This is a genomic window from Kutzneria kofuensis (assembly GCF_014203355.1).
GTDB classification, from domain to species: Bacteria; Actinomycetota; Actinomycetes; order Mycobacteriales; family Pseudonocardiaceae; genus Kutzneria; species Kutzneria kofuensis.
On sequence record NZ_JACHIR010000004.1, the window covers coordinates 48,064 to 71,842 of the forward strand.

Sequence of the window (23,779 nt, forward strand, 5' to 3'; positions counted from 1 at the left end):
TGCTCTCCTTCTGTGCTGGGCTGCGCCGAACGCGGCGCGTGATCACTTGATCCCGGTGTTGGCGACGCCGTCGACGAGGCGCCGCTGCGAGATCAGGAAGACCGCGATGGTGGGCACGAGGGTGACGACGGACATCGCGAGCATGCCGCCGTAGCTGGACCCGCTGGCCTTGTCGATGAACGAGTTCAGCCCGAGCGGCACGGTGTAGCGGCTGTTGTCGGACAGGTAGACCAGCTGGCGCAGGAAGTCGTTGAACGTCCAGATGAAGGTCAGCACGCCGGTCGTGATCAGCGCCGGCCGCAGCAGCGGCACGATGATGGTGAAGAACACCCGCACGTGGCCGGCGCCGTCCAGCGCGGCCGCCTCGTCCAGCTCGCGCGGGATGCCGCGGATGAACTGCACCATCAGGAAGATGAAGAACGCGTCGTAGGCCAGGAAGTACGGCACCACCAGCGGCAGGAACGTGTTGATCCAGTTCAGCCGGTAGAAGATCGTGTACTGCGGGATGAGCGTGGCCTGGAACGGCAGCATGAGCGTGCCCAGCATCAGCCCGAACCACATCCTGCGCAGCGCGAAGTCCAGCCGCGCGAACGCGTAGGCGGCCAGCGAGCACGAGATCAGGTTGCCCACCACCACGCACACCGAGACCGTCACCGAGTTGGCCAGGTACACGGTGAACGAGGTGCCGGTGGCGGTCCACCCGCTGACGTAGTTGCCGAAGGTGAACTGGAACGGCAGCGGGTTGACCGTGGTGAAGATCTGGTTCTCCGGCTTGAACGACGCGCCGACCAGCCACACCAGCGGGTAGATCATCACGACCAGGGTCACCAGCAGCACGGTGTGGGCGCGCCAGTGGAACCGGACTCGGCGCCGGCCGGGCCGGGACGGGGCAGGGGCCGTCATCACGGCGTCTCCTCTCACTCGGCGTAGTTGACCCAGCGGCGCGCGGACCAGAAGTAGACGGCGGTGAACGCGCCGATCACCAGGAACAGCACCCATGCCATCGCCGAGGCGTAGCCCATCTGCAGGCTGCCGAAGCCCTTGAGGTACAGGTAGAGCGTGTAGAGCAGCGTCGAGTCGATCGGGCCGCCGGTGCCGCTGGACACCACGAAGGCCGGCGTGAAGGTCTGGAAGGCGTTGATCGTCTCCAGCACCAGGTTGAAGAACACCATCGGGGACAACAGCGGGAGGGTGATCGTGAAGAAGACCCGCACCCGGCCGGCGCCGTCCAGCGCCGCGGCCTCGTAGAGGTCCTGCGGCAGTTGCTTGAGGCCGGCCAGGAAGATCAGCATCGGCGTGCCGAACTGCCAGCCGGACAGCAACACCAGCGTCCACAGCGCGTACCTCGGGTCGCCGATCCAGTCCGCGCCCCGGACCCCGAACCAGCTCAGGAACTCGTTGAGCAGCCCCTGCTGGGAGAAGATCTGCCGCCACATCACCGAGACCGCGACGCTCGCGCCGAGCAGCGACGGCAGGTAGAACACGGACCGGTAGAAGCCCAGCGCCGTCAACCCGCGATTGAGCGCGACCGCGACCAGCAGCGCCAGCGCCAGCTTCAGCGGCACGGACGTCACCACGTAGATCAGGGTGACCTTGACCGCCTGCAGATAACGCTGGTCGTGCAGGAGGTTCAGGTAGTTGTCGATACCTGTCCACTGTGGAGCGGTGAGCAGGTTGAACTTGGTCAACGACAGGTACAGCGAGTACACCATCGGGATCAGCGTGAAGCCGAAGATGCCGACCAGCCAGGGCGCGATGAAGCCGTAGCCGGCGAGATTGTGCTTGTGCCGCTTGCGCCTGTTCACCCGGACCGGTTCGGGCGGCGGTGGCGGCACGGGCACGACGGCCGGGGCGGCGACCGTGTTCTCCGACATGGGTGACACTCCTGGGACGTCGGTGCTGCTTGCCGTTCGGGCGAGGGGTCGCGACGCGACTCCTCCGCCCGGAGTGGACAGTGTGTTCTGTTCCCACGCGGCGCCGTGCCCAGTCCGTCCCAGGGATCTGGAATGCGCTTTCCAAGACGGTAGGGGCGTCCCGGTTCGGCTGTCAACGGTAAGTGACCTAGACGATTAGAGCGCGACAACGGCCCGTCGCACCCCCTGCTCCCGGGCCAGCCGCGCGGCGCCGAGCACCGTGGCCCGGTCCCCCAGCCTGCTGACGACCACCTCGGTGGGCCAGCTCAATCCGGCCAGCGTTTCGACGACTCCCGGCGTGAGCAGCGGGTTGGCTCCCACGCCGCCGCCCAGGACGACCAGGCCGGGATCGAGCACGGCGCTCAGCGACGCGGCCAGCTTGCCCACTTCCAGCGAGTGCTCCCGGACCAGGCCGGCGGCGGTCGAATGCCCCCGCTCGGCCAGCGCGAACAGGGCGGCCGCGTCCCGCGGCAGCGGTCCGTCCGCGGTGGACCAGCGTGCCCGCACCCGGCGCAGCAGGCCCGGGGATCCGAGCCGGGCTTCCAACGCCTCATGGCCGGCCGGCCGGTCGTCCGCCCACGGATACGCCAGCCGCGCGAGTTCGCCCGCGGCCCCGTTCTCGCCGCGCACCAACCGACCGTTGACCACGATCCCGGCCCCGATGCCGACGCCGACCTGGAGGTAGACGAAGGTGTCCCGGCTACCGGCCGCCCCCTCGCGCAGCTCGGCGATGGCCGCACAGTTGACGTTGTTCTCGGTCAGGACGGGCGCGGCCGCCGGCAGCCCGAGCCCGTCGACCGCGGCCCGCACCCGTTCGTCCACGGCCGGGTCGCCGACCCGCCCGGCGGGCGTCACCACATCGGACACCGCGACCACAACCGCGCGCAACGGGCCGCTACGGCGACGTCTGCGCAGTGCCGCCCGGACCATCGCCCGCGCTTCGGACGGGGTTCCGGTGTGCGCCTCGTCGAGCAGGCGCCCGTCGAGGGCGACCGCCCGGAACGAGACCTGAGTGGAGCCGTGGTCCACGGCGAGCACGTACCCGGCGGCCGGACCGAGCCGGTACACCGCGGCCGTACGACCAATTGTTCCGTGCGCCGCACCATTGCGTTCGATTAATTCGATGCCCTCCAATTCGGACACCGCCGCGGAAACCGTAGGCTTGGACAGCCCGCAGTCGACGGCCAATTGTGGACGAGTAGCCTTCGCCCGCGCGGAGAGCGCGATGAAAACCGCCTGAGCACTGGCCGACAGGCTCACCGTGCCGACACCCACCTTCATCCTCGTGCCGACCGCTAACAGTTCGCACCGTACCTCTTGACAGGCGACCCCGTTAGTAAGTTGACTGCTTAACGAACGGAGCGGGTCCCAGCCGCTTTCCGCGTTCCCTCCGAACGCGAGCATCAATCATGAGGCAGTGCGGTTCCCACGCGCCGCGCGAGCCCGACCACTTCCGGAAAGGAACCCGCGTGCCGGACCTGTTCTCCGGCGTTCGGGTCGGAATCGACGTCGGCGGCACCAAGACACACCTGCGCGCCGTCCGCGGCGGCCAGGTGCTGGCCGACCGCGTCGTATCGAGCGAGGGCTGGCGGCCGGCCGACGCCGCGTCGGCGGCCGCGTTCCTCACCGACCTGATCGCCACCACCCTGCCCGACGCCGCCGTGGACGCGGTCGCCGTAGGCGCCCATGGTTGCGACAGCTCGCGGGCGTGTGACGCCCTGGCCACCGAGCTGGTGCGTCGGCTGCCCGCCGCGAAGTGCCTGGTGCGCAACGATGCCGAGCTGCTGGTGCCGGCATGCGGCCTGGCGGCCGGAGTGGGCGTGGTGGCCGGCACCGGCTCGGTGGCCGTCGCCCGCGACCGCCGGGGCGAGCCGGTTTTCATGGGCGGCTGGGGTTGGCTGATCGGCGACGAGGGCAGCGCGCCGGGGCTCCTCCGGGAGGCGGTGCGGGCCAGCATGGCCGCCCGGGACCGGGGTGAGCCGCCGGATCTCCTCGCGACCGCGCTGATGGGCTCCTACGGCGTGGGCGAAGTGGCCGATCTGCCGGAGGCGATGGCCGGCGAGGCCGGGGCCGCCAGCTGGGGCCGCCGCGCCGAGCTGGTGTTCGAAGCCCTGCACGGAGGTTCCGCGCTCGCCCGTGCCGTAGTCGACGACGCGGCCGACGCGCTTGCCTCGCTCGTCACCGGCATGGCCGGCCGGGACGTCGACGTGGACGACGTCGTGGTGGCCGGCGGGGTGATCCTCAACCAGCCCAGCCTGTTCGACGCCTTCGCCCGCAAGCTGGCGGCGGTCGCCCCGGTGAGCACCGTGCACCGGTTGACGGTCGATCCGGTCGTCGGCGCGGTGCGGCTGGCCGAGTGTCTGGTGGCGAGCTGAGGTGGCGGATCTCGTCGTGCCCAGGGTGGCCCTGATCGGCATGCACGGCCACGGGCGGGTGCACCTGGACGGTCTACTCGACCGCGACCGGGCCGGGCGGCTGGTCCTGTGTGGGGTGGCCGACGTGCGCGAGCCCGTCGGCGCGGACGCGGACCTGGTGGCAGGCAGCGTGTTCGACACGAACGCGGTCCGCCTGCTCGAACGGGTGCGTCCCGACATCGTGGTCATCACCTCCCCCGCCCACACGCACCTGCACCTCGCCGAACGGGCCATGCTGCTCGGAGCGCACGTCCTGCTGGAGAAGCCGCCGGTGACCAGCCTCGCCGATCACGACCGCCTGCTGGCCGTCGCCGAGCGGACGCGCCGGCACTGCCAGGTGGGATTTCAGGCATTCGGCTCCGCGGTGGTGCGGGAGTTGTTGCGCCGCAACCAATCCGGCGAGTTCGGCGAGTTGAGTCGGGTGAGCGTCGTCGGCTGCTGGAGTCGGGACACGGACTACTACACCCGTTCGGACTGGGCGGGCCGCCGCACGGTCGCCGGTGTCGTGGTGGCCGACGGCGCGCTCATCAACCCGTTCGCTCACGGCGTCGCACTCGCGCTGCGCCTGGCCGCACCACAATCGAACGGGTCGGTGCGGGTGCGCGCGGAGGCGTACCACGCCTATCCGATCGAAGGTGACGACACGATCAGCGCGCGGATCGAGCCGGACGGCGCAGCGCCGGTCACCGCGGCTGTGACGTTGTGTGCCGAGCGCGAGTTCGAGCCGTACGTGCGGGTGTTCGGCGCTGAGGGCCAGGCGACCGTGTGGTACACCGAGGACCGCGCGCGGATCGAGGTCGGCGGTCGTGTCGAGGAGCTGGCGGGCGATCGGGTCGCGCTGATCGACGATCTGATCGCGAACCTGTCCGAGGACCCGGCCGGCGACGTGTTGTGCAGCCCGCTGCGCGACACCCGATCGTTCACCGCCGTGCTGGCCGCGATCGTCGCCGGCCCCGCTGTCAAGCCCATACCGGCGCGCCATCTCCGGATCACCCCTACGCGGCGCACCATTCCCGGCATCGAAGACGCCGTGGTGGCGGCCGGCGAACGTGGCGTGCCGTTCTCCGAACTGGACCTGCCCTGGGCGACCGAGGAGTGCCCATGACCCCGGTGTACCTGCCGAGCCAGCACGCGAGTCTGCACGACCTGCCCGACGATCCCGACACCCTGCGCACGGTGCTGGCCGACGCCGTCACGAAGGCCATCGTCGGCCAGCGACCGGACGGCAACCTGGAAGACCCGTCGGCCGATGACGACATCGGCGACATGACCCTCGGCGTCGTGTCGCTGTTCTGCCTGGCCTGGCACCGGGACGACCGCCGGGACGCCGAACTGGTGGGCGCCGCCCGTCGCGGTGTCGACTTCTTCCTGGCCCACCGGGTGTTCCGCACCGACAACCCGGGGGAGCCGTTCCTGCGGGTGCGGGACAGCGGCCTGCCCTACGTCCGCTATCTGCCCGCCGCCGGGGAACATCCGTTCGGCGACTGGCCGAGCACCGTGTGGGCCCTGCTGCACGCCGTCAACGTGCTCGATCTCGGGCGGGCACTGCTGACCGACCAGCAGTACGCCGAGCTGACCGAAGTGGCGGTCGGATTCTGGCGGTGGCTGACCGAGGCGAGCCTGTTCAATCCGCAGCAGACCGCCAACCAGGCCATCGGCGCGGTGGTGGGCGGGCTGACGCTCGGCCGACACCTGCGTGCACGGTCCGGCGCCCAGGACGGCGACCGGATCATTGCCGAGGCGATGTCCTGGTACGACACCGAGATCCGGTCGTCGCGGCTGGTCGACCGGGGCCTGCGGCTGCCGGCCGAGCACGGCGCCGGACACGACCAGAACTACCTTCCGATCTCGCTGACGTTCCTGGCCCGGGCGTTCCAGGTCAGCGGCGAGCAGTGCTTCCTCGACGACGGTGACGAGATCGCCCGGTATCTTCAGGGCCGACTGTCCAGCCGAGGCTTCGACTTCGGCGGGCCCCGTTACAGCGAACAGCATTGCGGCTGCGAGGGGATGCTCGGGCTGCGCCTGTTCAGCACCAGGATCGGCGCGGACATCGGCCGCTACCTCGGCGACCGAAGGGTCGCGTACTACTGCGCGACCACCGCCGGTGTCCCGAGTGGACATTTCGCCTTCGCGACGGTGTGGTTCTGGCTGGACGACCACCGGTGGCATCGCGGCGCGACGGACGCCGTCGTGCACACGCGACATTCGCTGCGTCAGGGCCGGACCTCGGTGTCGCTGACCGACCAGTTGACGCCGTACCTGATCGACGCGGGTGACACCGCCGTAATCGAGTCCATTGTGGACCATCAGCACGGCATCGGGCCACTCGTACGGTACCCGGACGGCCAGCGCGTGCTGCTCACCCGCCCGCTCGGACCGATGCGCACCCGTGAGTGCACCGGCGACCGACTGGGGGCCAAGCTGGTGACCAAGGCGGTGGTCACCAGGGACCAAGTCATGCTTGCCGTGCAACAGCTGTTCGTGTCCGACGGCAGCGGTCTGCACGTGGTGACCGTTCTCGACCGCACGGCGCTGCCCGCCGACACCGAGGTGACGTTCCTGGCCGGACTGCCCTATGCGACCGCCGAGGGCGCTCGACAGCGCAAGATCGTCGAGGTGGTCGAACCCGGCGGAGTGCCGTTCGACCTCGGACGCCCCGACCAGGTGCTGACGACCACCGGCGCGCTGGTGGCCGGCGGCATGGCCGTCACCGCGGGTTCCGGGCTGCGGGTGATCAATCCGCCGGCCGGCCGGGCCCACGTCAACAGCCCACAGACCATTGGACTCACCCAGGAACAGGTCGCGTTCGACCTGACCGACGACCCGCGTGGCTACGGCAATCCGGACGCCGGCTGGCGGCGCGTCGCCCTCACCAACCTGGTGCTCGCCGACCGGATCGCGGACGCACCGGCGGACCTCGCGGTCTTCGTCGTGCGCTACGGGCCGGCCGCCGACGTGACCGAGGCTCGACCGCTCCCCTGCTCCGCTCGGCGAACAGCCGACGGAGTGCTGGTGCGGACCCGCGACTTCACCGCACTGATCGGCGACCCGGCCGGCGACGCGCAAGGCGAGCCGGTCCTGCGGGTGACCACGCCATGACCCCCGTCGTCCTGCGTGTCGGGGATTCGGCCGTGGCCGAGTACGTCATCGAGCCCCAGGTCGATCCGACCCTGGCGCCCAGGCCGTACCTGCATCCGATCCGCACCGCCGCCGGCACCGTGGTCACCGACCTGCTGCCCGCCGACCATCGCTGGCACCTGGGCGTCAGCCTGGCCGTGCCCGACGTGGCCGGCGCCAATCTGTGGGGCGGGCGCACCTATGTGCACGGGCGGGGTTACGTGGAACTGCCCGACCACGGACGCATCGAGCACCTCCGCTGGTGGGAACGGACTTCCGGTGCGCTGGGCCACGAACTGGCCTGGAAGGGACCTCATGGCAACACATTGCTGGTCGAGCGGCGCACCGTCCGGGCCGACGCGACCGCCCGCGGCTGGCGGCTCACCATCGGCACGCAGCTGACCAACCCGGGCGAGGCCGCCGTCGCCCTCCGCAGCCCCGCCGTCAACGGACGCGGCGACGGCGCCGGTTACGGCGGCTTCTTCTGGCGCCTGCCGCCGACCACCGATCCGGTGCTCGCGGCGGGCCCACTGCGCGATGAACGTGAGATCAACGGATCGGCCTGGCCCGAGCTCACCGTCAGCGGCACGGCCGCCGGCGGTCGATACGCGTTGACCTTCAGCGGCCTCGCCCGTGACGACCGCTGGTTCGTGCGGATGGCCGAGTACCCGGCCGTCGGGGTGGCTTTCGCATTCGAGCGGCCCCTGGTGATCGCGCCGTCGGGGACGATCGAGCGGACCTACTCCGTCGTGGTCAGCGACGACGAGATCCCGACCTGAGGGTGGATGGCGTCGGCCGCCCGTTCATCCGCCTGCCACCGGTCACCGCGGCGATGCCTGGTCGAACATGCGGCCGGCGAAGGTGAGCAGGTACGGCAGGCTCGCGCGGGCGGTGTGCCAGGTGTGGTTGAACCCACGTTCCATGCGCACGACGACGTTCTGCCCACGGGCCTGCAAGGCCGCCGCGACACGGTTGGCGGTCGCGGCGTCGGTGGGCGCGCCCGTGCCGGCGGTGAGCATGACCGAAACCTTGTGCGGGAACGGCATCGTGGGCAGGTACTCCCGAGGAGTGTTGGCGGTGACCAGGTTCCGGTTCCCGCCGAGCAGACCTTCGTTGCCGTCCAACGTGTCGTACGGCAGGGAGATCAGCAGCGCGCCGAACTCGTCGAGGTGGTGCAGGCCGATGTTCAGCGCGGCGAACCCGCCGCCGGACATGCCGCCCAGCGCCCGGTGGTCCCGGTCGGCGCTGGTGCGGTAGCGGTGGTCTACGGTCGGCACGACCGTGCGCGCCAGGTAGGTCTCCAGCTGGGGGCCGCCCGGGACGTCGAGCCCGTCCCAGGCGCGGCTGGCGTTGCCGGCGGTGAGATCGACGCTGACGACGATCGTCGGCGAGAGGGCATGGTGCTGGTACAGCCCCCGCAACGTGCCCGGGGCATCGCCGGCGGACAGCCAGTCGTCGGGGCTGCCGTAGGGATAGCCGTGCACGAGGTAGACGACCGGGTACCGCCGGTTGGCGTTGGCGGGAGCGTCGTAGCCCGGCGGCAGCAGGACGAACGTCCGCCCGGACGGCACGGCGTGCGCCGGGTCGGCGATGTCGATCCGGTCGACGGTCGGTGCGTTCGGGTCGGCGGGATTGCCGACGTCGGCCGAACCTCTCTCGTCCCCGCTGTCGACGGCCTCCCCGAGGGTGCGCAACGGGCCGCCGCCACGTTCGAGGAGCATGGCCAGATCGTGCCTGGTGCGGACGTAGCCGACGTAGCTGTTCAGGCCGGTGATGCCGGCCAACAGCGACAAGCACACCACGACGGCGGTCCCGATCCGCCGGGCGCGGCGGCGTCGACGGAACCAGACCGTGGCCGCCAGGGCCACCGCGGCCAGCACGCCGAGCGTCAGCCAGATCCACGGCGACTCCAGCGGACCCACCTGCCTGGCGTGATCCGCCACGTCGTCGGGGACCGTGACGTCGGACGCGCTCATCGTCTGATCACCACTGGTCGTCGCCGTCCATCGGACTCCCTTCCGCCCGCCGCCCATGCTCCGCGCGGCCGGCCGCGTCGGACACCGGTTGACCGGCCTGTAACACCCGCCACCTGGCTGGTTGACGCCAGCTGGTCGACCGGTCCGGCCCTGCCGAGCCCCGGATGGAGGCTTTACGCGGTGGCGGCGAGACTGAGTCGGGTCGAGTCCGGGAGGATGCGAGCATGATTCGGGTGGTGGTCGTCGACGACGAGGAGCTGGTGCGGTCGGGGTTCCGGCTCATCCTGGAGGCGGCCGGCGACATCGAGGTGGTGGCGACCGCGACCGGCGCGCAGGCCGTGCGCGAGGTCGGCCTGCACCAGCCCGACGTCGTGCTGCTGGACATCCGGATGCCCGATGTGGACGGGCTGACGATCCTGCGTCAGCTGCGCGGACTGCGCCGGCCGCCGGTGGTGGCCATGCTGACGACGTTCGACTCCGACGAGTACATCGCCACCGCGCTGCGCTCGGGGGCGGCCGGATTCATCCTCAAGGACACCGGTCCGGACCAGCTGGCCCAGGTCGTCCGGACGCTCGCGGCCGGCGGTGTCGTGCTCTCGCCGAAGGTCACCAGGACGGTCGTGGACGGCTACCTCGACTCCGGCGCCGGCTCGGCCGCCGCCGGCCAGGTCAGCCAGCTCACCGAGCGGGAGCGCGCGGTGCTCGTGCTGATCGCGGACGGACTGTCCAACACCGACATCGGGGCCCGCATCCACGTCAGCGTAGGCACGGTCAAGGACCACGTCAGCGCCATCCTGACCAAGCTCGGCGTGGGCAGCCGGGTGCAGGCGGCCCTGGTCGCGCAGCGCGCCGGCCTGCTCGACTGCGACGAGCGCCGGCCGTGACCCGGTCGCGGATGCTCGGGTTGCTCGCCGAGGCGTCGCTGCTCGGCGTCGCCGCCGTCGATGCCGGCCTCAACGCCGCACCGGCGTGGGACGAGACCGCATATGCGGCGCTTGCCGTGCTGGCGCTGCTGGTCCGCCGGCGCTGGCCGGTCCCGGTGTTCCTGGCGACGCTGCCGGCACTGGCCGTGTCGGGATCGGTCATCGCCACGCTCATCGCCCTGTACACCGTCGCCACCCGCAGCTCCAACCGCTGGCTGCTCGCCGGTTGCGGCGTGCTGGCCGCCACCGGCTACCTCTTTCCCGGCCAGGACTTCGACCTGTTCAGCATCGACGTGGTGCTCGGCGTGATCTACGCGACCATGACCGCGGCCGCGCCGATCTTCCTCGGCCAGTTCGTGCGGACCCATCGCGAGCTGACGCTGCGGCTGGCGGACATCGAGCAGGCGCGGGAGCACGAGCGGCGGCTGGACGCCCAGGCCGTGCTGGCCAAGGAGCGCAACCAGCTCGCCCGCGAGATGCACGACGTGGTGTCGCACCAGGTCAGCCTGATCGCGGTGCAGGCGGGCGCGCTCCAGGTCAGCACCATCGATCCGACGGCCAGGACCGTGGCGGAGAACATCCGCCGGCTGTCCGTCGACACGCTCGACGAACTGCGGCACATGGTGAACCTGCTCCGGGCCGCCGGAACTCCCGCGACCGAGCTCACCCCCCAGCCGACCCTGTCCGACCTGGAGCGCCTGGTGAACGGCAGCGGGATCGAGACCCGGCTGGTCGGTGACGCCCCGGAGGGCATGGACGCGCCGGTGCAGCGCACCATCTACCGCACCATCCAGGAAGCCCTGACCAACGTCCGCAAGCATGCGCCCGGCGGTGTCGCCACGGTCGAGTTCACACGCGACGACACCGATCTCACCGTCACCGTCACGAACACGCCGCCCACCAGGCCGACGCTCACGCTGCCCAGCGCGCGGCACGGACTCGTCGGTCTCCGGGAACGCGCGGCGCTGCTCGGTGGCACCGTCCACGCGGCCCCGACGTCGAACGGCGGATTCGAACTCCAGCTGCGCCTGCCGATCGCCGACCGATAGTCGATCTTCCACCGGCCCACCACGAAGCCGCTTCGGGGCGACGCCCCGGCTCCCGGCGGCACACCGATGCCGACGTTTCCGCTGGTCAAGCCCGCGCCGCCCCGTTCCCGTCCCGCCTGTTGACCGGCTTCGCAGCCGGCTGAGGCCGTGGGCGCAGGGCCGGCCGTTCCCCGGAGCGGGCGGCCCTGCCCCGTGTTCGCCACACTGTGTCAGCCGGGACGAACGCAGCGTCCATGGTGGTGGTCTTCGCGTGGCTCACCCGCGGCTCGCCGCTGTTCACCTCTCCCGTCGGCTACGTGCCATCGCCAGCGGGTCGCCGTCGGGCCGTGGAATCTCGAGGTCACCGAACAGCTCCCGCTGCTCCGCCGGGGACAAGGTCGGATCCGACGACGGCTGCTCGGACCCGCGGGTTCGCTCCGGCGAGGCCTGACGCTGCCGTTGTTCCCCACGGGCTGCCTGTTCACGGTCCGGCTCTGGCTGGTCCGGCTGCTGCCTGCGGCCCCACCACCGGCGGCTCGGCTCCCGGTCGACCGGCTCGCGACGGCCGGCCTGCCGCTGGTCCGGCTGCTGCCGTTGAGGTTCCGCCTGGTGGACCGGCTCACGGTTGCCCACCGCCCGCTGGGCCGCTTCGAGCAGGGCAGCCTCACGCTGCGCCGCTTCCCGCTGGGCCATCTCACGCTGGGCCAGCTCGCGCTCGACCGCCTCCCGTTGGGCCATCTCACGCTGCGCCGCTTCCCATTGGGCCGCTTCCCACTGAGCCGCCTCACGCCGGGCCGCCTCACGCTCAGCGGCCTCGCGCTGCGCCGCTTCACGTTGGGCCGCCTCACGTTGGGCCGCCTCGCGTTGGGCCGCCTCCCACCGGGCCACTTCACTTCGGGCTATCGGCTGGGAATGCGGCACCGGCGCGTGCGGGCTCGGCGCCGGGCCCCAGCCCGACTCCCTGGCGACCAGCTCCCGGAACTCCTCGTCCCACTGGTCCGGCTCCCATTCGGCCGACGCCCGCTGAGGCCGCTCGACCCGCGGTCGCTCATACCGGCCCGACCGCTGTTGGGCGGCCTGCCGCAACCGCGCGCCGTCCATCACCTGCGTGGCATCCACCGGGGCGGCCTCGGAGTGGGCCGCTTCCTGGGGTCGCGCATGCTGGCCCGACCGTTGTTGGGCGGCCTGCCGCAACCGTGCGGCGTCCATCACCTGCGTGGCATCCACCGGGACATCCTCGGGTGCGGCCGCCTCCCGCCGGCTGCGAGCCCGACCCGCGGGAGCCGCACCTCGCTGCTGGTGTCGGACCTGCCCGCTGTCGACGGGCCACATCTCGTCGCCGACCGTGCGCCGTGCGTCGGCACGGCTGGCGAACTTCTCGACGTAGTCGATCCACCGGGCGTACGAGTTCGACTGCTCCCACTCCGCCAGGGAGCTCTCGCCGTCGAAACGGTAGAAGATCTGCCAGTCGCGGCCGGTCGACACGGTGCCAAGGATCCCGGCGCCCAGGTAGCCCGGCTGCCGCGCCGCCATGCCGAGCAGCGCTGTGGCCGACATGGAGAACTGGCCCGCACGTCCGCGACGCACCTGGTAGCTCAGAGTGACAGTGATCGGCCCGCTCATGTCCGCGGCGCACCCCCTTCAGGAATCCGGGCGTGAATACGCGATCTCACCGGGACAGGTTCAACCCTTCGGCAAGCCGTTTCCGCGGCCGCGCCGGCCGGGTCACCGGAAGAAGCCGCCGCCGGACTTCTTGCCGAGCCTGCCCTCCCGGACCATGCCGACCAGCAGCTCGCAGGGGGTGAACCGGTCGTCGCCGGTGGTCTCCAGCAGCACGTGCAGGGTGTCGAGGATGGTGTCCAGCCCGATCAGGTCGGCGGTCCGCAGCGGCCCCATCCGATGCCCGAAGCAGTCCTCGAAGACCTTGTCCACGGTGGCCGGGTCGGCGGTGCCCTCCTGCACCACGGTGGCCGCGTCGTTGATCGTGGACATCAGCACCCGGTTGGAGACGAACCCGGGCGCGTCGCGCACCACGATGCCCCGTTTGCCCATGCCGGCCAGCAGCTCGTCGGCCCGGCGCAGGGTGTCCGCCCCGGTCTGCTCGGTGCGGGCCACCTCGACCACCGGTTTGAGCGGGGCAGGGTTCATGAAGTGCATGCCCAGCACCAGTTCCGGCCGGCCGGTGCAGGCGGCGAGCAGCCCGATCGGGATGGCCGAGGTGCACGAGGCGAGAACGGCGTCCGGTGGGCACACCGCGTCCAGCATCCGGAACAGCTCCTGCTTCAGCGGGATGCGCTCCGGCCCGCACTCCACCACGAACTGGACGTCGTCCAGGTCCTTTTCCACGGCCGTCCACCGCACCGAGGACAGCACCTCGGCATGGTCGCCGCTGAACCGCCCGAGCAGCTTCGCCAGCCGCAGGCCGTCCCGCAGCCGATCACTGCCGGTGGCCCGCACCTGGTCCGCCGGATCCAGCACGACGACCGGGTGCCCGGCGGTGGCCAGACTCTGCGCCACACCGAGTCCCATCGTGCCACCGCCGACCACGCCGACCGGCCTGTCCATGCCTTCCCCCTTCACGACAACAGCCTCACGTGTTCCGGCTGGGCCGGCGGCTGGTCCCCGGCGTAGCCGAGCAGCAACCGGTCGCCATCCCGGTCGGTCACCTCGAAGCCGCCGAAGCGCAGGGTCACCAACATGATCCGGTTCACCTCAGTGGACACGAACTCCGCCATCGGACGGCGGCCGGCGGCCAGCGCACGGGTGACGACGTGGTTGAGCAGCAGGGCGCCGACGCCTCGGGACATCACCCGGCACGACATGAGCAGCAGCTTGAGCACACTGCGTCCGTCGCCGATCTCGCTCACGGCCAGGCCGATCGTGCCGTACGGGCCGAACCTGTCGCGCAGGCTCGCCACGAGCACCTCGTGGGCCGGCGACCGGCTCAGCCTGCGCAGCTCGGCCAGATCGGCGGTCCAGCCGGTGGTGTTGAGCTGGTGCGTGCGCAGGGTCAGTTCGTGCGCCCGCACCAGGTCCTCCTCGCCGGCCCGCCGCACGGTCATCTCCAGTTCCAGCGAGGCGAGGAACTCCGCCGACGGCCCGGAATGCCGTTGCTCAGCCTGCTTCCTGGCCGCTTCCACCCGGTACATGTGCCGGCGCTGCCGGGACTCGGCGGTGACGAACTCCGGTTGGAACTCGGCGAGCCGGGGCAGCCTGGCGATCTCGGCGGCCGGGTAGCAGCGCACCATCGGCAGCGCCTGCGCCACCTCGGCCCGTTCCAACGGGTCGTTGTCCACGAACGCGACGGTGTCCAGGCCGATGTTGAGCGCATCGGCCACCATCCGGACCGAGTCCGACTTGGCGCCCCAGTTGACCTGCACCACGCTGAACATGTCCGCCAGCCCGCGTGCGGCCAGATGGGCCGCGGCGATCTCGGGTTCGCCCCGGCTGGCCACCGCGTGCAGGATGCCGCGCTGGTCCAAGGTGTGCAGCGTGGACACGGCGACCGGGAACGGATCGGGATCGTCGCCTTCCAGCACCACACCGTCCCACAGCGTGTCGTCCAGGTCCCACACCAGGCACTTGACCGTGTTCGTCATGTCCTCCTCCGGTGCTCGCGCAGCACGTGGTCGGCGATGTGCAGTTCGGCCACCTGGTCGGCGCCCTCGATGATGCGCATCACCTTGGCGTCGCGGTAGAACCGGCCGGCCCGGCTGTCCGGGGCGACACCGGCCGAGCCGAGGATCTGCACCGCGTCCGCACTGACGGTCGCCGCGGCCCGGGACGCGGTGTACTTGGCCATGATCGTCCGCGCGATGGCGTCGGGAGAACAGTCCATTCTGGACTGCGCGGCCGCCGTACAGGAGAGCCGGGCGTTGTCGGCCGCCACCGCGGCGCGGGCCACCATCGACCGCACCAGTTGGTGATCCGCCAGTGGAACACCGGCCTGCACCCGGATCATCGCGTGCTCGGCGGCGTCCCGGAGACACGCCTCGGCCATGCCGACGCACCCCCAGGCCACCGTGAAGCGCCCGTGGTCCAAGGCCGTCGCGACCACATGGGACAGTCCGAAACCGGCCGGCGCGACCAGGTTCTCCCGAGGTACCCGAACCTGGTCGAACCGGACGTCGGCGATGTGCGCGGCCCGCATGCCCAGCTGGTCGTGCACCGGTTCGAGGCACACGCCGGCGCGGTCGGTTTCCACGAGCACGGTCGCCGGCTTGCCATCCAGCACACCGAGCACCAGCAGGACGGTGGCAATCCGTCCGCAGGTGACCCAGCGCTTCTCGCCGTTGATCGTCAGCCCGCCGGGTCCCGCGTCGATGGTGGTGCCGACCGCGGCCAGGTCGGTGCCGGCGCCGGACTCCGTGGCCGCGAAGCCGGCGATCTCCTCGCCAGCGGCCAGTCGGGGCAGCCAGTGCTCCCGCTGGTCCGCCGTTCCCCACCGGGACAGCGCGGCCGACACCATGCCCTGCACCGTGACCAATCCGCGCAGCGAGCTGCACACCGCGCCGACCTCGGCGCAGAACTCCCCCAGCTCCAGCGGGGATCCGCCGAGCCAGTCCCGATCGGCGAGCTGTTTCACCACGTGCACCGGGAAACCGCCGTCGCGGTCCCACCGCGCCGCCTCGGCCGGATCGAACCCCATCTCAGGCGGCCGTCTTCACGCGGACGAACTCGGTCAGCCGGTCGATGGTGCGGAAGTGGTCCAGGTCGAGGTCCTCCACCTCGACCACCAGGCCGAACCGCCGCTCCACGAACGTGACCAGCTCCAGGGCGAACAGCGAGTTCACCAGGCCCTTGGCGAAGTAGTCCTCGTCGGGTTCGATCCGGTCCCCCGTCGCCTCGCTCAGGAACTCCGTCAGCTCCGCGCGGACGTCCATCCCGCTCTCCCTCACAGGTAGTGCTCCGTTGCCCCGCTGTCCCCGTTCTCCACCAGCAGCAGGCTCCACGCGGCCACCGGGCTGGCCCCCACCAGCACCGCGCGTTGCCCGGCGCCGAGTTCGCCGCCGTCGATCGCGGCGGTCAGGTTCAGCAGCATGTCGTTCGGTCCGAGGTGTCCGTAGCGGCGCAGGTTGTCCGTGCAGGCCTTGGCGATCTGCACGTCCAGCGACTCCGCGGTGAACCGCAGCGACCCCTCGGACAGGTTCTGGCCGAGGTGGCAGTGCACGTCGCCGGACACCATCCCGTTGCGGGCCAACAGGTCCCGGTACAGCTCGCGCAGGCGGTTCCGGGTCTCCACCGCCAGCTTGAACGAGTACTTCGGCGGGTCGGCGCACTCTTCCCGCCAGTCGGCCACCGGCCGGTCCCGGAAGTCCACGGCGAACAGGTCCCAGTACTCGCCGTTGCTGTACTGCACGAGGTCCAGCACCCGCAGCGGCCCGGTTCGGCCGATCACCACGGCCTGACCGCCGTCCCCGTTCACGGTCACCGGATGCCGGTACCGATTCGGAGTCGCCGGCTTGCTGCCGTGCACGACGAGCACGTGCTCGGCGGTCTCCTCGTCGGCGAGGAACGCCCGCGACGCCCGCAGCGCCGGCGCGATCGAGACGCACCCCAGGCCGCCGACGCCGAAGGTGACCGCCCGCCGGGCCCCGAGGATCGCCTGCACCCGGGTGGCCTCGGAACTCAGCAACGTTCGCGGCACCCGCGAGTCGATCACGATCAGCGCGTCGAGATCTCCGGCGTTGAGCCCGGCCTGAGTCAGCGCCTGCTCGCCGGCCCGCACCGCGAGGTCCACCGCGGACAGCCCGTCGTCGGCACGAACCCGTTCGATGCCCAGGTTCCGGCCGGTCTCCCGCTCCTCATCGGCGAACGGCAGGTCGGCGACCAGGAGTTCGTCGTCCGGCAGGAAATGCGCGACGGCACGCAGCGCGAAGGGCCTGGGCATCAGCGCTGCCCGGCCAGTTCGGCGAACGCGACCACCAACTGCTCGACGAAGGCCGACAACTCCCGCGCGTCGAACCGGCCGTGGTGCGCGAGGTACAGCTGGAGTTCGCCGTCGATCACGGCGGTGGCCACGATGATCGGCATGACGGAGAGCAGGGCGCGGTTCTCGGTGGCCATCATCGGGGGGACCATGCCGATCCGGCCCGCGCCGACCCGGAACGGGTTCAGCCCGCTCACCTTGTGCTCCACCAACAACTGCGGCTCCGGCAACGCACGCAACCGCTGCACCGCCTCGGTGGCCGGGCTGAGCTGCCGCAGAATCCCGTACCCGACCCCGTCGTTGGGCACGGCCCGCAGCGTGTCCGCCACAGCCGGCAAGGCGTCCCGCACCCGGGCCTCGGGCTGCACCGGCACCAGCAGCGGGAAGGCGTTGGTGAACCAGCCGACCGACCTCGACCGGTCCATGGGCCGGAACGTGTTCGGGGCACCATGGCCCACAGTGGACAGAAAGGCGTTCGGCGTGCCGCGCCACCTGGACCACGCACGGGCCACGGCGGCCACGGCCGCTTCGCGACTGGGTGCTCCGGGCAAGGTCAGCAGCGAGGCGGAGTCGCCCAGCCGGACGGTCCTGTGCCGCACGACCGGATCCGCCCCGGGAACGGCGGCCAGCGGTGCGGTGCCGACGGACCGGCCGCCGCGCAGCACGCTGGTCCAGTAGGTCAGTTCACCGGCGAGTTCGTCGGACCGGGCCGAGGCGACCAGGTGCCGCGACCACGCCCGCCAGGCCGCCGGCCTCGGTTCCAGCGGGCCGCTCAGCGCGGCGTTCAGGTCCTCCAGCATCGGCACCGCGGAGATCTCGTCGTGCACGAAGTGGTGCACCAACAACAGCAGGACTCCACCGCGCTGCGGGCCGCGCTGGTAGAACCGGGCGCGCAGCAGGGGGCCGCGCTGGATGTCGATCTCCGCGAGCAGCTCGTCCTTGTCCGCTTCCAGGATCTCGTGCTCCTCGGCCCGGCTCAGCGGCGGCAGCACCACGGTGTCGAACACGTGCCCGGACTCGGCGGCGGGTTCGATCCGCCAGCCCAGGCTGTTGCGGTGGAACCGGTAGCGCAGCGGTTCCTGCGCCTCGGTGAGTCGTTGCACGGCGGTACGCAGCGCATCGGCGTCGATGCCGGCCGGAACGTCCATCACTTCGATCACCACGAAGTCCGCCGCGGTACTGCCCGGCGCGTCCAGCAGCTGCCGGATCATCGGGGTGAGCTCGACGGTGCCGTCCACCGGCTCCGTCTCAGCCTGAACGGTCGTCGCCACGGCGGACAGGCCGCGCAGGGTCGGGTGCCGAAGCACGTCCTGCGGGGTGATGGAGACCCCGGCGCGGGCGGCCCGCGCGGCCAGGCCGACGCTGAGCACCGAGTCGCCGCCGATCTGGAAGAAGTCCTCGTCCAGCCCGATCTGCTCGCGGCCCAACAGTTCCGACCAGATTCCCGACAACACCCGCACCGGGCCGGCAGTGGTCATGACGTTCTCCTGGTTCAGGCTCGCGCGGTCGAACTTGCCGTTCGCGGTCTTGGGCAGCGTGTCGTGCACGATCACCCGGCCGGGCACCATGTGGGCCGGCAGCGCCGCGGACACGGCCGCGAGCAGCACGGGTTCGGCCGGGACGGCCTCGCCCGCGACGTGCGCGACCAGCCGCCGGCCGCCCGAGGGCAGTTCTTCGCTCAGTACCAGTGCTTCCCGCACGCCTGGCTGGGCGACCAGGACCCGTTCCACCTCCGCCGGCTCCACCCGGAAGCCGCGCAACGCGATCTGTCTGTCGGCCCGGCCGTGGAAGTCGATCGCCCCGTCCGGCCGGCGGGCGGCCAGATCACCGGTGCGGTACATCCGGGCCCCCGGCCTGGCGGAGAACGGGTCCGCCACGAACCGGGCCGCCGTCAGTCCCGGCTGTCGGTGGTAGCCGCGGCCGACCACCGCGCCACCCAGGTACAGCTCGCCGATCTCCCCTACGCCGAGCGGCTTTCCGTCTCCGTCCAGAATGTACGCTTCGGCGCCGGTGATCGGGTGGCCGATGTCCGGGGCGCCGTCCCCGCGCGGAGAGACCACCGAGCAGGTCGCCGCGATGGTGCACTCGGTGGGCCCGTACATGTTCAGCACCGTGAAGGGCAGCCCGGCGGGCGGGCGGACGCGGAGTCGGTCGCCGCCGGTCCACAGCGAGCGCAGGACCAGTCCCGGCTGCTCGGTGTAGTCGTTCAACAGTAGTTCGGTCATCGGCGTGGACAGGGCCGATACGGTGATCCCGTTGTCCGCGAACCACTTCAGCAGCGTGGCCGGGGTCTGCTTGACGTCCCGCAGCAGGTGCAGGGTGGCGCCGTGGTACAGCGTGGAGAGGATCTCGGCGACGGAACCGTCGAACCCGGCGGAGAAGGTCTGGCCGACGTGGTCCGCTGTGGACAGTCCTAGTCGCTGCCCGTGCCAGCGCAGGAAGTTCAGCAGGCTCTCATGGCCGATCGCACAGCCCTGTGGCCGGCCGGTGGAGCCCGAGGTGAACGCCACGTAGGCCAGGCCGGCGGCCGGTTCGGGTCGTCCGTCGAGCTGGCGCAACTCCGTGCCGACGATCATCATGGGCGCCCCGACATCGGCCAGGATCTGCTCGGTGCGCTCGTCCGGCGCGGCCGGGTCCAGCGGCACGAAGGCCCGGTCGGCGGCCAGCACGGCGAGCCAGCCGACCACCATGTCCACGCCGCGTTCGGCCAGCACCGGCACGACCGGCCCGGCCCCCTCGGCCCGCAGCCTGGCCGCCAGTTCCTCGGCCCGCCGGCAAATCTCGCCGTAGCTGTGCGAGTTCTCGCCATCCACCAGCGCGGGGTGTTCCGGCGCGTGCGCACGGATCGTCGACCACACCGAGTCCGGGTAGTCGGCCAGCCTGCGGTCCGGGTCGGCCATGGCCTTCGCGACGATCTCCGTGTACAACGCGACGACCCGCCGCATGTGCGGCTCGTCGAACAGGTCGGTGGCGTACTCCAGGTAGCCGCGCATCGGTCCACCGTCCTGATCGGACAGTCCGATGGTCAGGTCCAGCTTGGCGGTGCCCGGGGCGATGCCGAATCCGCCCTCGTCGCCGGCGGAGGCGGTCAGCCCGGCCAGTTCCGCCGGGTGGGCCTCGGTGTTCTGGTGGGTGTACGCCACGGTGAAGACGGGGTGCCGACTGGCGTCCCGTCGCGGGTGCAGGTCGGCCACGATGGCGCCGAACGGGATCTCCTCGTGGTCCAGGACGCCGGTGACCGTGGCCGCGCAGCGCCGGACCAGCTGCCGGAACGATTCGGCGCCGTCCACAGTGGTCCGGAAGGGCAGCAGGTTGTTGAAGTAGCCGATCAGCTCGTGGGTGGCGGGATTGGTCCGCCCGCTGGTGGCGGCGCCGACGACGACGTCCCGGTGTCCCGCCCACAGGTGCATCAGGGCGTCCATCACGGCCATCATGGTGACGAAGGTGGTCACGCCCTCCTGCCGGCTGAACTCCCGCAGCGCCACGGCCTGTTCCCGGGGCAACGTGAACTCCAGCAGCGCCCCGGCGTGCGACTCCACCTCCGGACGCGGCCGGTCCAGCGGGAGCTCCCGCGGTCGCAGCCCGGCCAGCTGGGACCGCCAGTACGCCAGTCCGCGCCCCATCCGCTCGGCATCGAGCCAGTTCCGCTGCCATGCGGCGAAATCCACGTACTGGATGGGCAGTTCCGGCAGTTCCGGCGGTTGGCCGGTCAGCCGAGCCCGGTAGAACTCGGACAGGTCACGCAGGAAGATCCGGGGCGTCCAGCCGTCGAAGGCGATGTGGTGCCAGGTGACGACCAGCAGGTGATCCACGTCGCTGAGCGCGTACAACACCGCCCGCACCAGCGGCCCGGCCGCCAGGTCGAAGCCCCTGACGCCCTCGGCCTCCGCGTGTTCGGCCAACCGCTCCGGCTCGGCGCTGAGGTCCACCACGCGCAGCGCCGGCCGGGGCGCGTCCAGCAGCACCTCGGGCCGGCCGTCCGCACCGAGGGCGATGCGGCTGTGCATGATCTCGTGCCGCTCGACCAGGTCCGCGAACGCGGCCTGCAGCGCCGCCCGGTCCAGCGGCCCGCCGTAGCGCACCTCGGTCGGGATGTTGTACAGGGCCGTGCCGGGCGTGAGCTGGTCGATGTACCAGAGCTGCTCCTGGTTGATCGACAGCGGCAGCCGGCCGGCGCGGGACACCAGCGGAACCGTCCAGTCCTCGGCGATCCCGGCCCGCTGCTCGATCAGCGCCGCCAGCTCGCCCACGGTCCGGTTCGCGTACAGGTCGGCGAAGGTCAGCCGCGCGCCGAACCTGGACTCGATCTCCCGCAACAGCCCGATTCCGGCGATCGAGGTGCCGCCGAGCGCGAAGTAGTCCGAATCGGCCCGCACGTCCGGGGCCTTGAGCGCCTTGGCCCACAATCCCGCCACGGACTCCGTGACATCCGAAGACGCCGGCTGGGCAACGGTGTCGACGGGTTCCACCGGAGCGTGCCAGCAGGACACCGGCTCGAACGGATAGGTCGGCGCCTCGATCCGTCGTGCCTTCGTGTTCCACTGCAGGGTGACGCCGAGTTCGTACAGACGGCCCAGTGCGGCGAGCAGTCCGTCCCCGGACAGCAGGCGCACCACCGGCAGTTCCGGTGCGAGTTCAGCGATCCCCCGGGACAGCGCCCCGTCGGCACCCATCTCCAGCACCACGGCGCCTTCGGCGACGAAGCCCCGCGCCGCCCGGCGCAGGCCCTCATGGTTCACCGGGGTCGACGGCTCGGCCGAGCGTTCCAGCGCCTCCGCCTCGGTGATCTTGCCTCGGATCAGCCGGACCGCCAGGTTGCCGTGGCCGGAGCCGACGAGCCGCGCGTCCGGCAGCCCCAGCAGCCCGTACAAAGCCCGCTGCCGCAGCAGGGTTCCGGCCAGCGCCGGGTCCACCGGGAACTGCGCGGCGAGGTCGGCCCACGTGGCGTCGTCGATCTCGGTGTCACCGGAGAACAGCAGCACCGCCGGGGCTTCCCGAACCGGCTCGGGCACCTCGGCTTCGCGCAGCGCCTCGGCCAGTTCCTTGGTGCTGTGCACGGTGAACGCCCACCGATACGCGTGATCATCGCGGCCGGCGTTCAACGCGAACGCCACCTCGGCCAGGCCGTGATCGGTCTCGTCCAGGAACGCCGCCAGCCGCACCGCGTAGCGCTCCAGTGCCGTGGGCGTACGGGCCGATACGGTGACCAGCCGGGGCATTCCATCGTCCACTGTGGCCTGTCGAGCCGGGGCCTGTTCCAGCACGGCGTGCACGTTGGTCCCGGTCAACCCGAAGGAACTCAGCCCGGCCCGAAGTGGCGCCCCACGCCAGGGCTCCGACACCGTCTGCACCGGAATCGGTTGCGGGAACAGCGGATTCGGCGTGTCGTAGTGGACGGTCGGGTACAGCGCCGAATGCCGGAACCCGGCGAGCACCTTGAACAACCCGGCCATCCCGGCGGCGTGGTCCAGATGCCCGAAGTTGCCCTTCACGGCGCCGACCGGCGGCAACTGCCGGTCGAACGCCTGGTGCAGGCCGTCGGCCTCCACGACGTCGCCCAGCGGAGTGCCCGAACCGTGGCACTCGACGTAGCCGATCTCCGCGGCGGAGACTCCGGCGTCCTGCCACGCGGCCCTGATCGCGGCGGCCTGGGCACGGGCACTGGGGGCGCTCATGCTGGTGGCCCCGGCCCCGTTGTGGTTGACCGCGACGCCGCGCAGCACGGCGTGGACGTGGTCACCGTCGGCCAGCGCCTCCGACAGTCGTTTGAGCAGCACGAATCCGCCGCCCTCGCCGCCGGTCGTGCCGTCCGCGGCGGCGTCGAACGGCCGGCACACCCCCACCTGGGACATCACGCCGAGCAGCGGATCGTCGTCCTCGTCGAGGTGCAGCACCGTTTCCAGGGCCACCCCACCGGCCACGGCCAGATCGGCCCGGCCGGCACGGAGTTTCTCCACCGCCAGCGCCACGGCGGCCAGGCTGCCGCTGCACGCCGTGTCCACCACCAACGCCGGCCCGGCGAAGTCGAACAGGTACGCGATCCGCGCGGCCATCGCCGCCGGCAGCGAACCCAGGATCTGGTTCGGGTCGTCGCCCTGGTACCCGCTGGCGTAGGCCCGGTTGGGCGCCGCGACGATCACCGCCGTGGCCGAGCCGCGCAGCCGGCCCGGGGCGTAACCGGCGTTCTCGACCGCCTCGTGCACCAGGTGCAGGCCCAGCCGCTGGTGCGGATCCATCGCCTGGGCCTCGGCCAGGGACAGGCCGAAGAACTGGTGGTCGAACAGGTCCACCCGGTCCAGGTAGCCCAGCGGCACGTAAGCCGCGCCCGGCACGCCGCCGGCGTGGCGCACCCGGTCCTCGGCCGGGGCGCGCACGCTGTCCCGGCCGGCGGTCAGGTTCTCGTGCAGCTCGTCCAGGGTGTGCGCGTCCGGCAACCGGAGCGCGACACCGATGATCGCTATCGCTTCCTGCGCCATGCT

Annotated in this window: 17 protein-coding genes; 6 read left to right on the top strand and 11 right to left on the bottom strand. The window is 71.4% G+C overall.

Features of this window, described 5'->3' with window-relative positions; translation table 11 throughout:
• Positions 1–42: 42 nt before the first annotated feature.
• The 3 genes from BJ998_RS45075 to BJ998_RS45085 all read right to left on the bottom strand — a co-directional run bounded on the left by BJ998_RS45075 (position 43) and on the right by BJ998_RS45085 (position 3,194).
• On the bottom strand, positions 43–903 hold the full coding sequence (locus BJ998_RS45075) for a carbohydrate ABC transporter permease (RefSeq protein WP_184870353.1): 861 nt from the start codon (positions 901–903) through the stop codon (positions 43–45).
• A 14-nt stretch (positions 904–917) separates the two neighbouring features.
• Positions 918–1,874 (bottom strand): carbohydrate ABC transporter permease, encoded by a 957-nt coding sequence (locus tag BJ998_RS45080; RefSeq protein ID WP_184870354.1) that lies wholly within the window; start codon positions 1,872–1,874, stop codon positions 918–920.
• Between the two features lie 195 nt (positions 1,875–2,069).
• Complete coding sequence (locus BJ998_RS45085) at positions 2,070–3,194, bottom strand: ROK family protein (RefSeq protein WP_184870355.1); 1,125 nt, start codon at positions 3,192–3,194, stop codon at positions 2,070–2,072.
• Between the two features lie 188 nt (positions 3,195–3,382).
• On the opposite strand from BJ998_RS45085, the gene BJ998_RS45090 reads away from it, so the two are divergent.
• The 4 genes from BJ998_RS45090 to BJ998_RS45105 are packed head-to-tail and all read left to right on the top strand — an operon-like array spanning position 3,383 to position 8,223.
• Positions 3,383–4,288: an N-acetylglucosamine kinase gene (locus BJ998_RS45090; protein ID WP_221339741.1), complete on the top strand. Its 906-nt coding sequence runs from the start codon at positions 3,383–3,385 to the stop codon at positions 4,286–4,288.
• 1 nt (position 4,289) lies between these two features.
• Positions 4,290–5,432, top strand: coding sequence for a Gfo/Idh/MocA family protein (locus tag BJ998_RS45095; protein WP_184870357.1), 1,143 nt, complete (start codon positions 4,290–4,292; stop codon positions 5,430–5,432).
• Entirely contained in the window at positions 5,429–7,426 is a 1,998-nt protein-coding gene (locus BJ998_RS45100) for a hypothetical protein (protein ID WP_221339742.1), read from the top strand. The genes BJ998_RS45095 and BJ998_RS45100 overlap by 4 nt, the downstream gene beginning before the upstream one ends.
• Positions 7,423–8,223, top strand: a complete 801-nt coding sequence (locus BJ998_RS45105) for a DUF6807 domain-containing protein (RefSeq protein ID WP_184870358.1) — start codon at positions 7,423–7,425, stop codon at positions 8,221–8,223. Before BJ998_RS45100 ends, BJ998_RS45105 begins: the two co-directional genes overlap by 4 nt.
• Before the next feature lie 42 nt (positions 8,224–8,265).
• Here the strand turns inward: BJ998_RS45105 and BJ998_RS45110 are convergent, their stop codons facing one another.
• Complete coding sequence (locus BJ998_RS45110; protein ID WP_184870359.1) at positions 8,266–9,420, bottom strand: alpha/beta hydrolase; 1,155 nt, start codon at positions 9,418–9,420, stop codon at positions 8,266–8,268.
• 224 nt (positions 9,421–9,644) lie between these two features.
• Here BJ998_RS45110 and BJ998_RS45115 point away from each other — a divergent pair, with 224 nt between their 5' ends.
• The gene (locus tag BJ998_RS45115; protein ID WP_184870360.1) at positions 9,645–10,304 is read left to right on the top strand and encodes a response regulator; all 660 of its coding nucleotides are present in this window, start codon (positions 9,645–9,647) and stop codon (positions 10,302–10,304) included.
• The gene (locus tag BJ998_RS45120; protein ID WP_312890694.1) at positions 10,301–11,392 is read left to right on the top strand and encodes a sensor histidine kinase; all 1,092 of its coding nucleotides are present in this window, start codon (positions 10,301–10,303) and stop codon (positions 11,390–11,392) included. Before BJ998_RS45115 ends, BJ998_RS45120 begins: the two co-directional genes overlap by 4 nt.
• A 276-nt stretch (positions 11,393–11,668) precedes the next feature.
• Here BJ998_RS45120 and BJ998_RS45125 read toward each other — a convergent pair whose 3' ends face one another.
• From BJ998_RS45125 to BJ998_RS45155, 7 genes are all read right to left on the bottom strand, one after another.
• Entirely contained in the window at positions 11,669–12,994 is a 1,326-nt protein-coding gene (locus BJ998_RS45125) for a hypothetical protein (RefSeq protein ID WP_184870361.1), read from the bottom strand.
• A 102-nt stretch (positions 12,995–13,096) separates the two neighbouring features.
• Positions 13,097–13,936 carry a 3-hydroxyacyl-CoA dehydrogenase family protein gene (locus tag BJ998_RS45130; RefSeq protein ID WP_184870362.1) on the bottom strand — a complete coding sequence of 280 codons (840 nt, stop codon included), beginning with the start codon at positions 13,934–13,936 and terminating at the stop codon, positions 13,097–13,099.
• An 11-nt stretch (positions 13,937–13,947) separates the two neighbouring features.
• The gene (locus BJ998_RS45135) at positions 13,948–14,970 is read right to left on the bottom strand and encodes an HAD-IIIC family phosphatase (RefSeq protein WP_184870363.1); all 1,023 of its coding nucleotides are present in this window, start codon (positions 14,968–14,970) and stop codon (positions 13,948–13,950) included.
• Entirely contained in the window at positions 14,967–16,019 is a 1,053-nt protein-coding gene (locus BJ998_RS45140) for an acyl-CoA dehydrogenase family protein (RefSeq protein ID WP_184870364.1), read from the bottom strand. Before BJ998_RS45140 ends, BJ998_RS45135 begins: the two co-directional genes overlap by 4 nt.
• Position 16,020: 1 nt before the next feature.
• A complete protein-coding gene (locus BJ998_RS45145) occupies positions 16,021–16,254 on the bottom strand; it encodes an acyl carrier protein (RefSeq protein ID WP_184870365.1) in 234 nt (77 codons plus the stop codon).
• Between the two features lie 11 nt (positions 16,255–16,265).
• Entirely contained in the window at positions 16,266–17,261 is a 996-nt protein-coding gene (locus BJ998_RS45150) for a 3-oxoacyl-[acyl-carrier-protein] synthase III C-terminal domain-containing protein (RefSeq protein ID WP_184870366.1), read from the bottom strand.
• The gene (locus BJ998_RS45155; protein WP_184870367.1) at positions 17,261–23,776 is read right to left on the bottom strand and encodes a condensation domain-containing protein; all 6,516 of its coding nucleotides are present in this window, start codon (positions 23,774–23,776) and stop codon (positions 17,261–17,263) included. Before BJ998_RS45155 ends, BJ998_RS45150 begins: the two co-directional genes overlap by 1 nt.
• Between the last annotated feature and the right edge of the window lie 3 nt (positions 23,777–23,779).

Excerpts from the sequence above, each read along its gene's own strand:
- BJ998_RS45080 (WP_184870354.1), bottom strand. The coding sequence starts at position 1,874 with ATGTCGGAGAACACGGTCGCCGCCCCGGCCGTCGTGCCCGTGCCGCCA.
- BJ998_RS45125 (WP_184870361.1), bottom strand. The coding sequence starts at position 12,994 with ATGAGCGGGCCGATCACTGTCACTCTGAGCTACCAGGTGCGTCGCGGA.
- BJ998_RS45115 (WP_184870360.1), top strand. The coding sequence starts at position 9,645 with ATGATTCGGGTGGTGGTCGTCGACGACGAGGAGCTGGTGCGGTCGGGG.
- BJ998_RS45075 (WP_184870353.1), bottom strand. The coding sequence starts at position 903 with ATGACGGCCCCTGCCCCGTCCCGGCCCGGCCGGCGCCGAGTCCGGTTC.
- BJ998_RS45145 (WP_184870365.1), bottom strand. The coding sequence starts at position 16,254 with ATGGACGTCCGCGCGGAGCTGACGGAGTTCCTGAGCGAGGCGACGGGG.
- BJ998_RS45085 (WP_184870355.1), bottom strand. The coding sequence starts at position 3,194 with ATGAAGGTGGGTGTCGGCACGGTGAGCCTGTCGGCCAGTGCTCAGGCG.
- BJ998_RS45100 (WP_221339742.1), top strand. The coding sequence starts at position 5,429 with ATGACCCCGGTGTACCTGCCGAGCCAGCACGCGAGTCTGCACGACCTG.
- BJ998_RS45140 (WP_184870364.1), bottom strand. The coding sequence starts at position 16,019 with ATGGGGTTCGATCCGGCCGAGGCGGCGCGGTGGGACCGCGACGGCGGT.
- BJ998_RS45155 (WP_184870367.1), bottom strand. The coding sequence starts at position 23,776 with ATGGCGCAGGAAGCGATAGCGATCATCGGTGTCGCGCTCCGGTTGCCG.
- BJ998_RS45135 (WP_184870363.1), bottom strand. The coding sequence starts at position 14,970 with ATGACGAACACGGTCAAGTGCCTGGTGTGGGACCTGGACGACACGCTG.
- BJ998_RS45130 (WP_184870362.1), bottom strand. The coding sequence starts at position 13,936 with ATGGACAGGCCGGTCGGCGTGGTCGGCGGTGGCACGATGGGACTCGGT.
- BJ998_RS45105 (WP_184870358.1), top strand. The coding sequence starts at position 7,423 with ATGACCCCCGTCGTCCTGCGTGTCGGGGATTCGGCCGTGGCCGAGTAC.
- BJ998_RS45150 (WP_184870366.1), bottom strand. The coding sequence starts at position 17,261 with ATGCCCAGGCCCTTCGCGCTGCGTGCCGTCGCGCATTTCCTGCCGGAC.
- BJ998_RS45110 (WP_184870359.1), bottom strand. The coding sequence starts at position 9,420 with ATGAGCGCGTCCGACGTCACGGTCCCCGACGACGTGGCGGATCACGCC.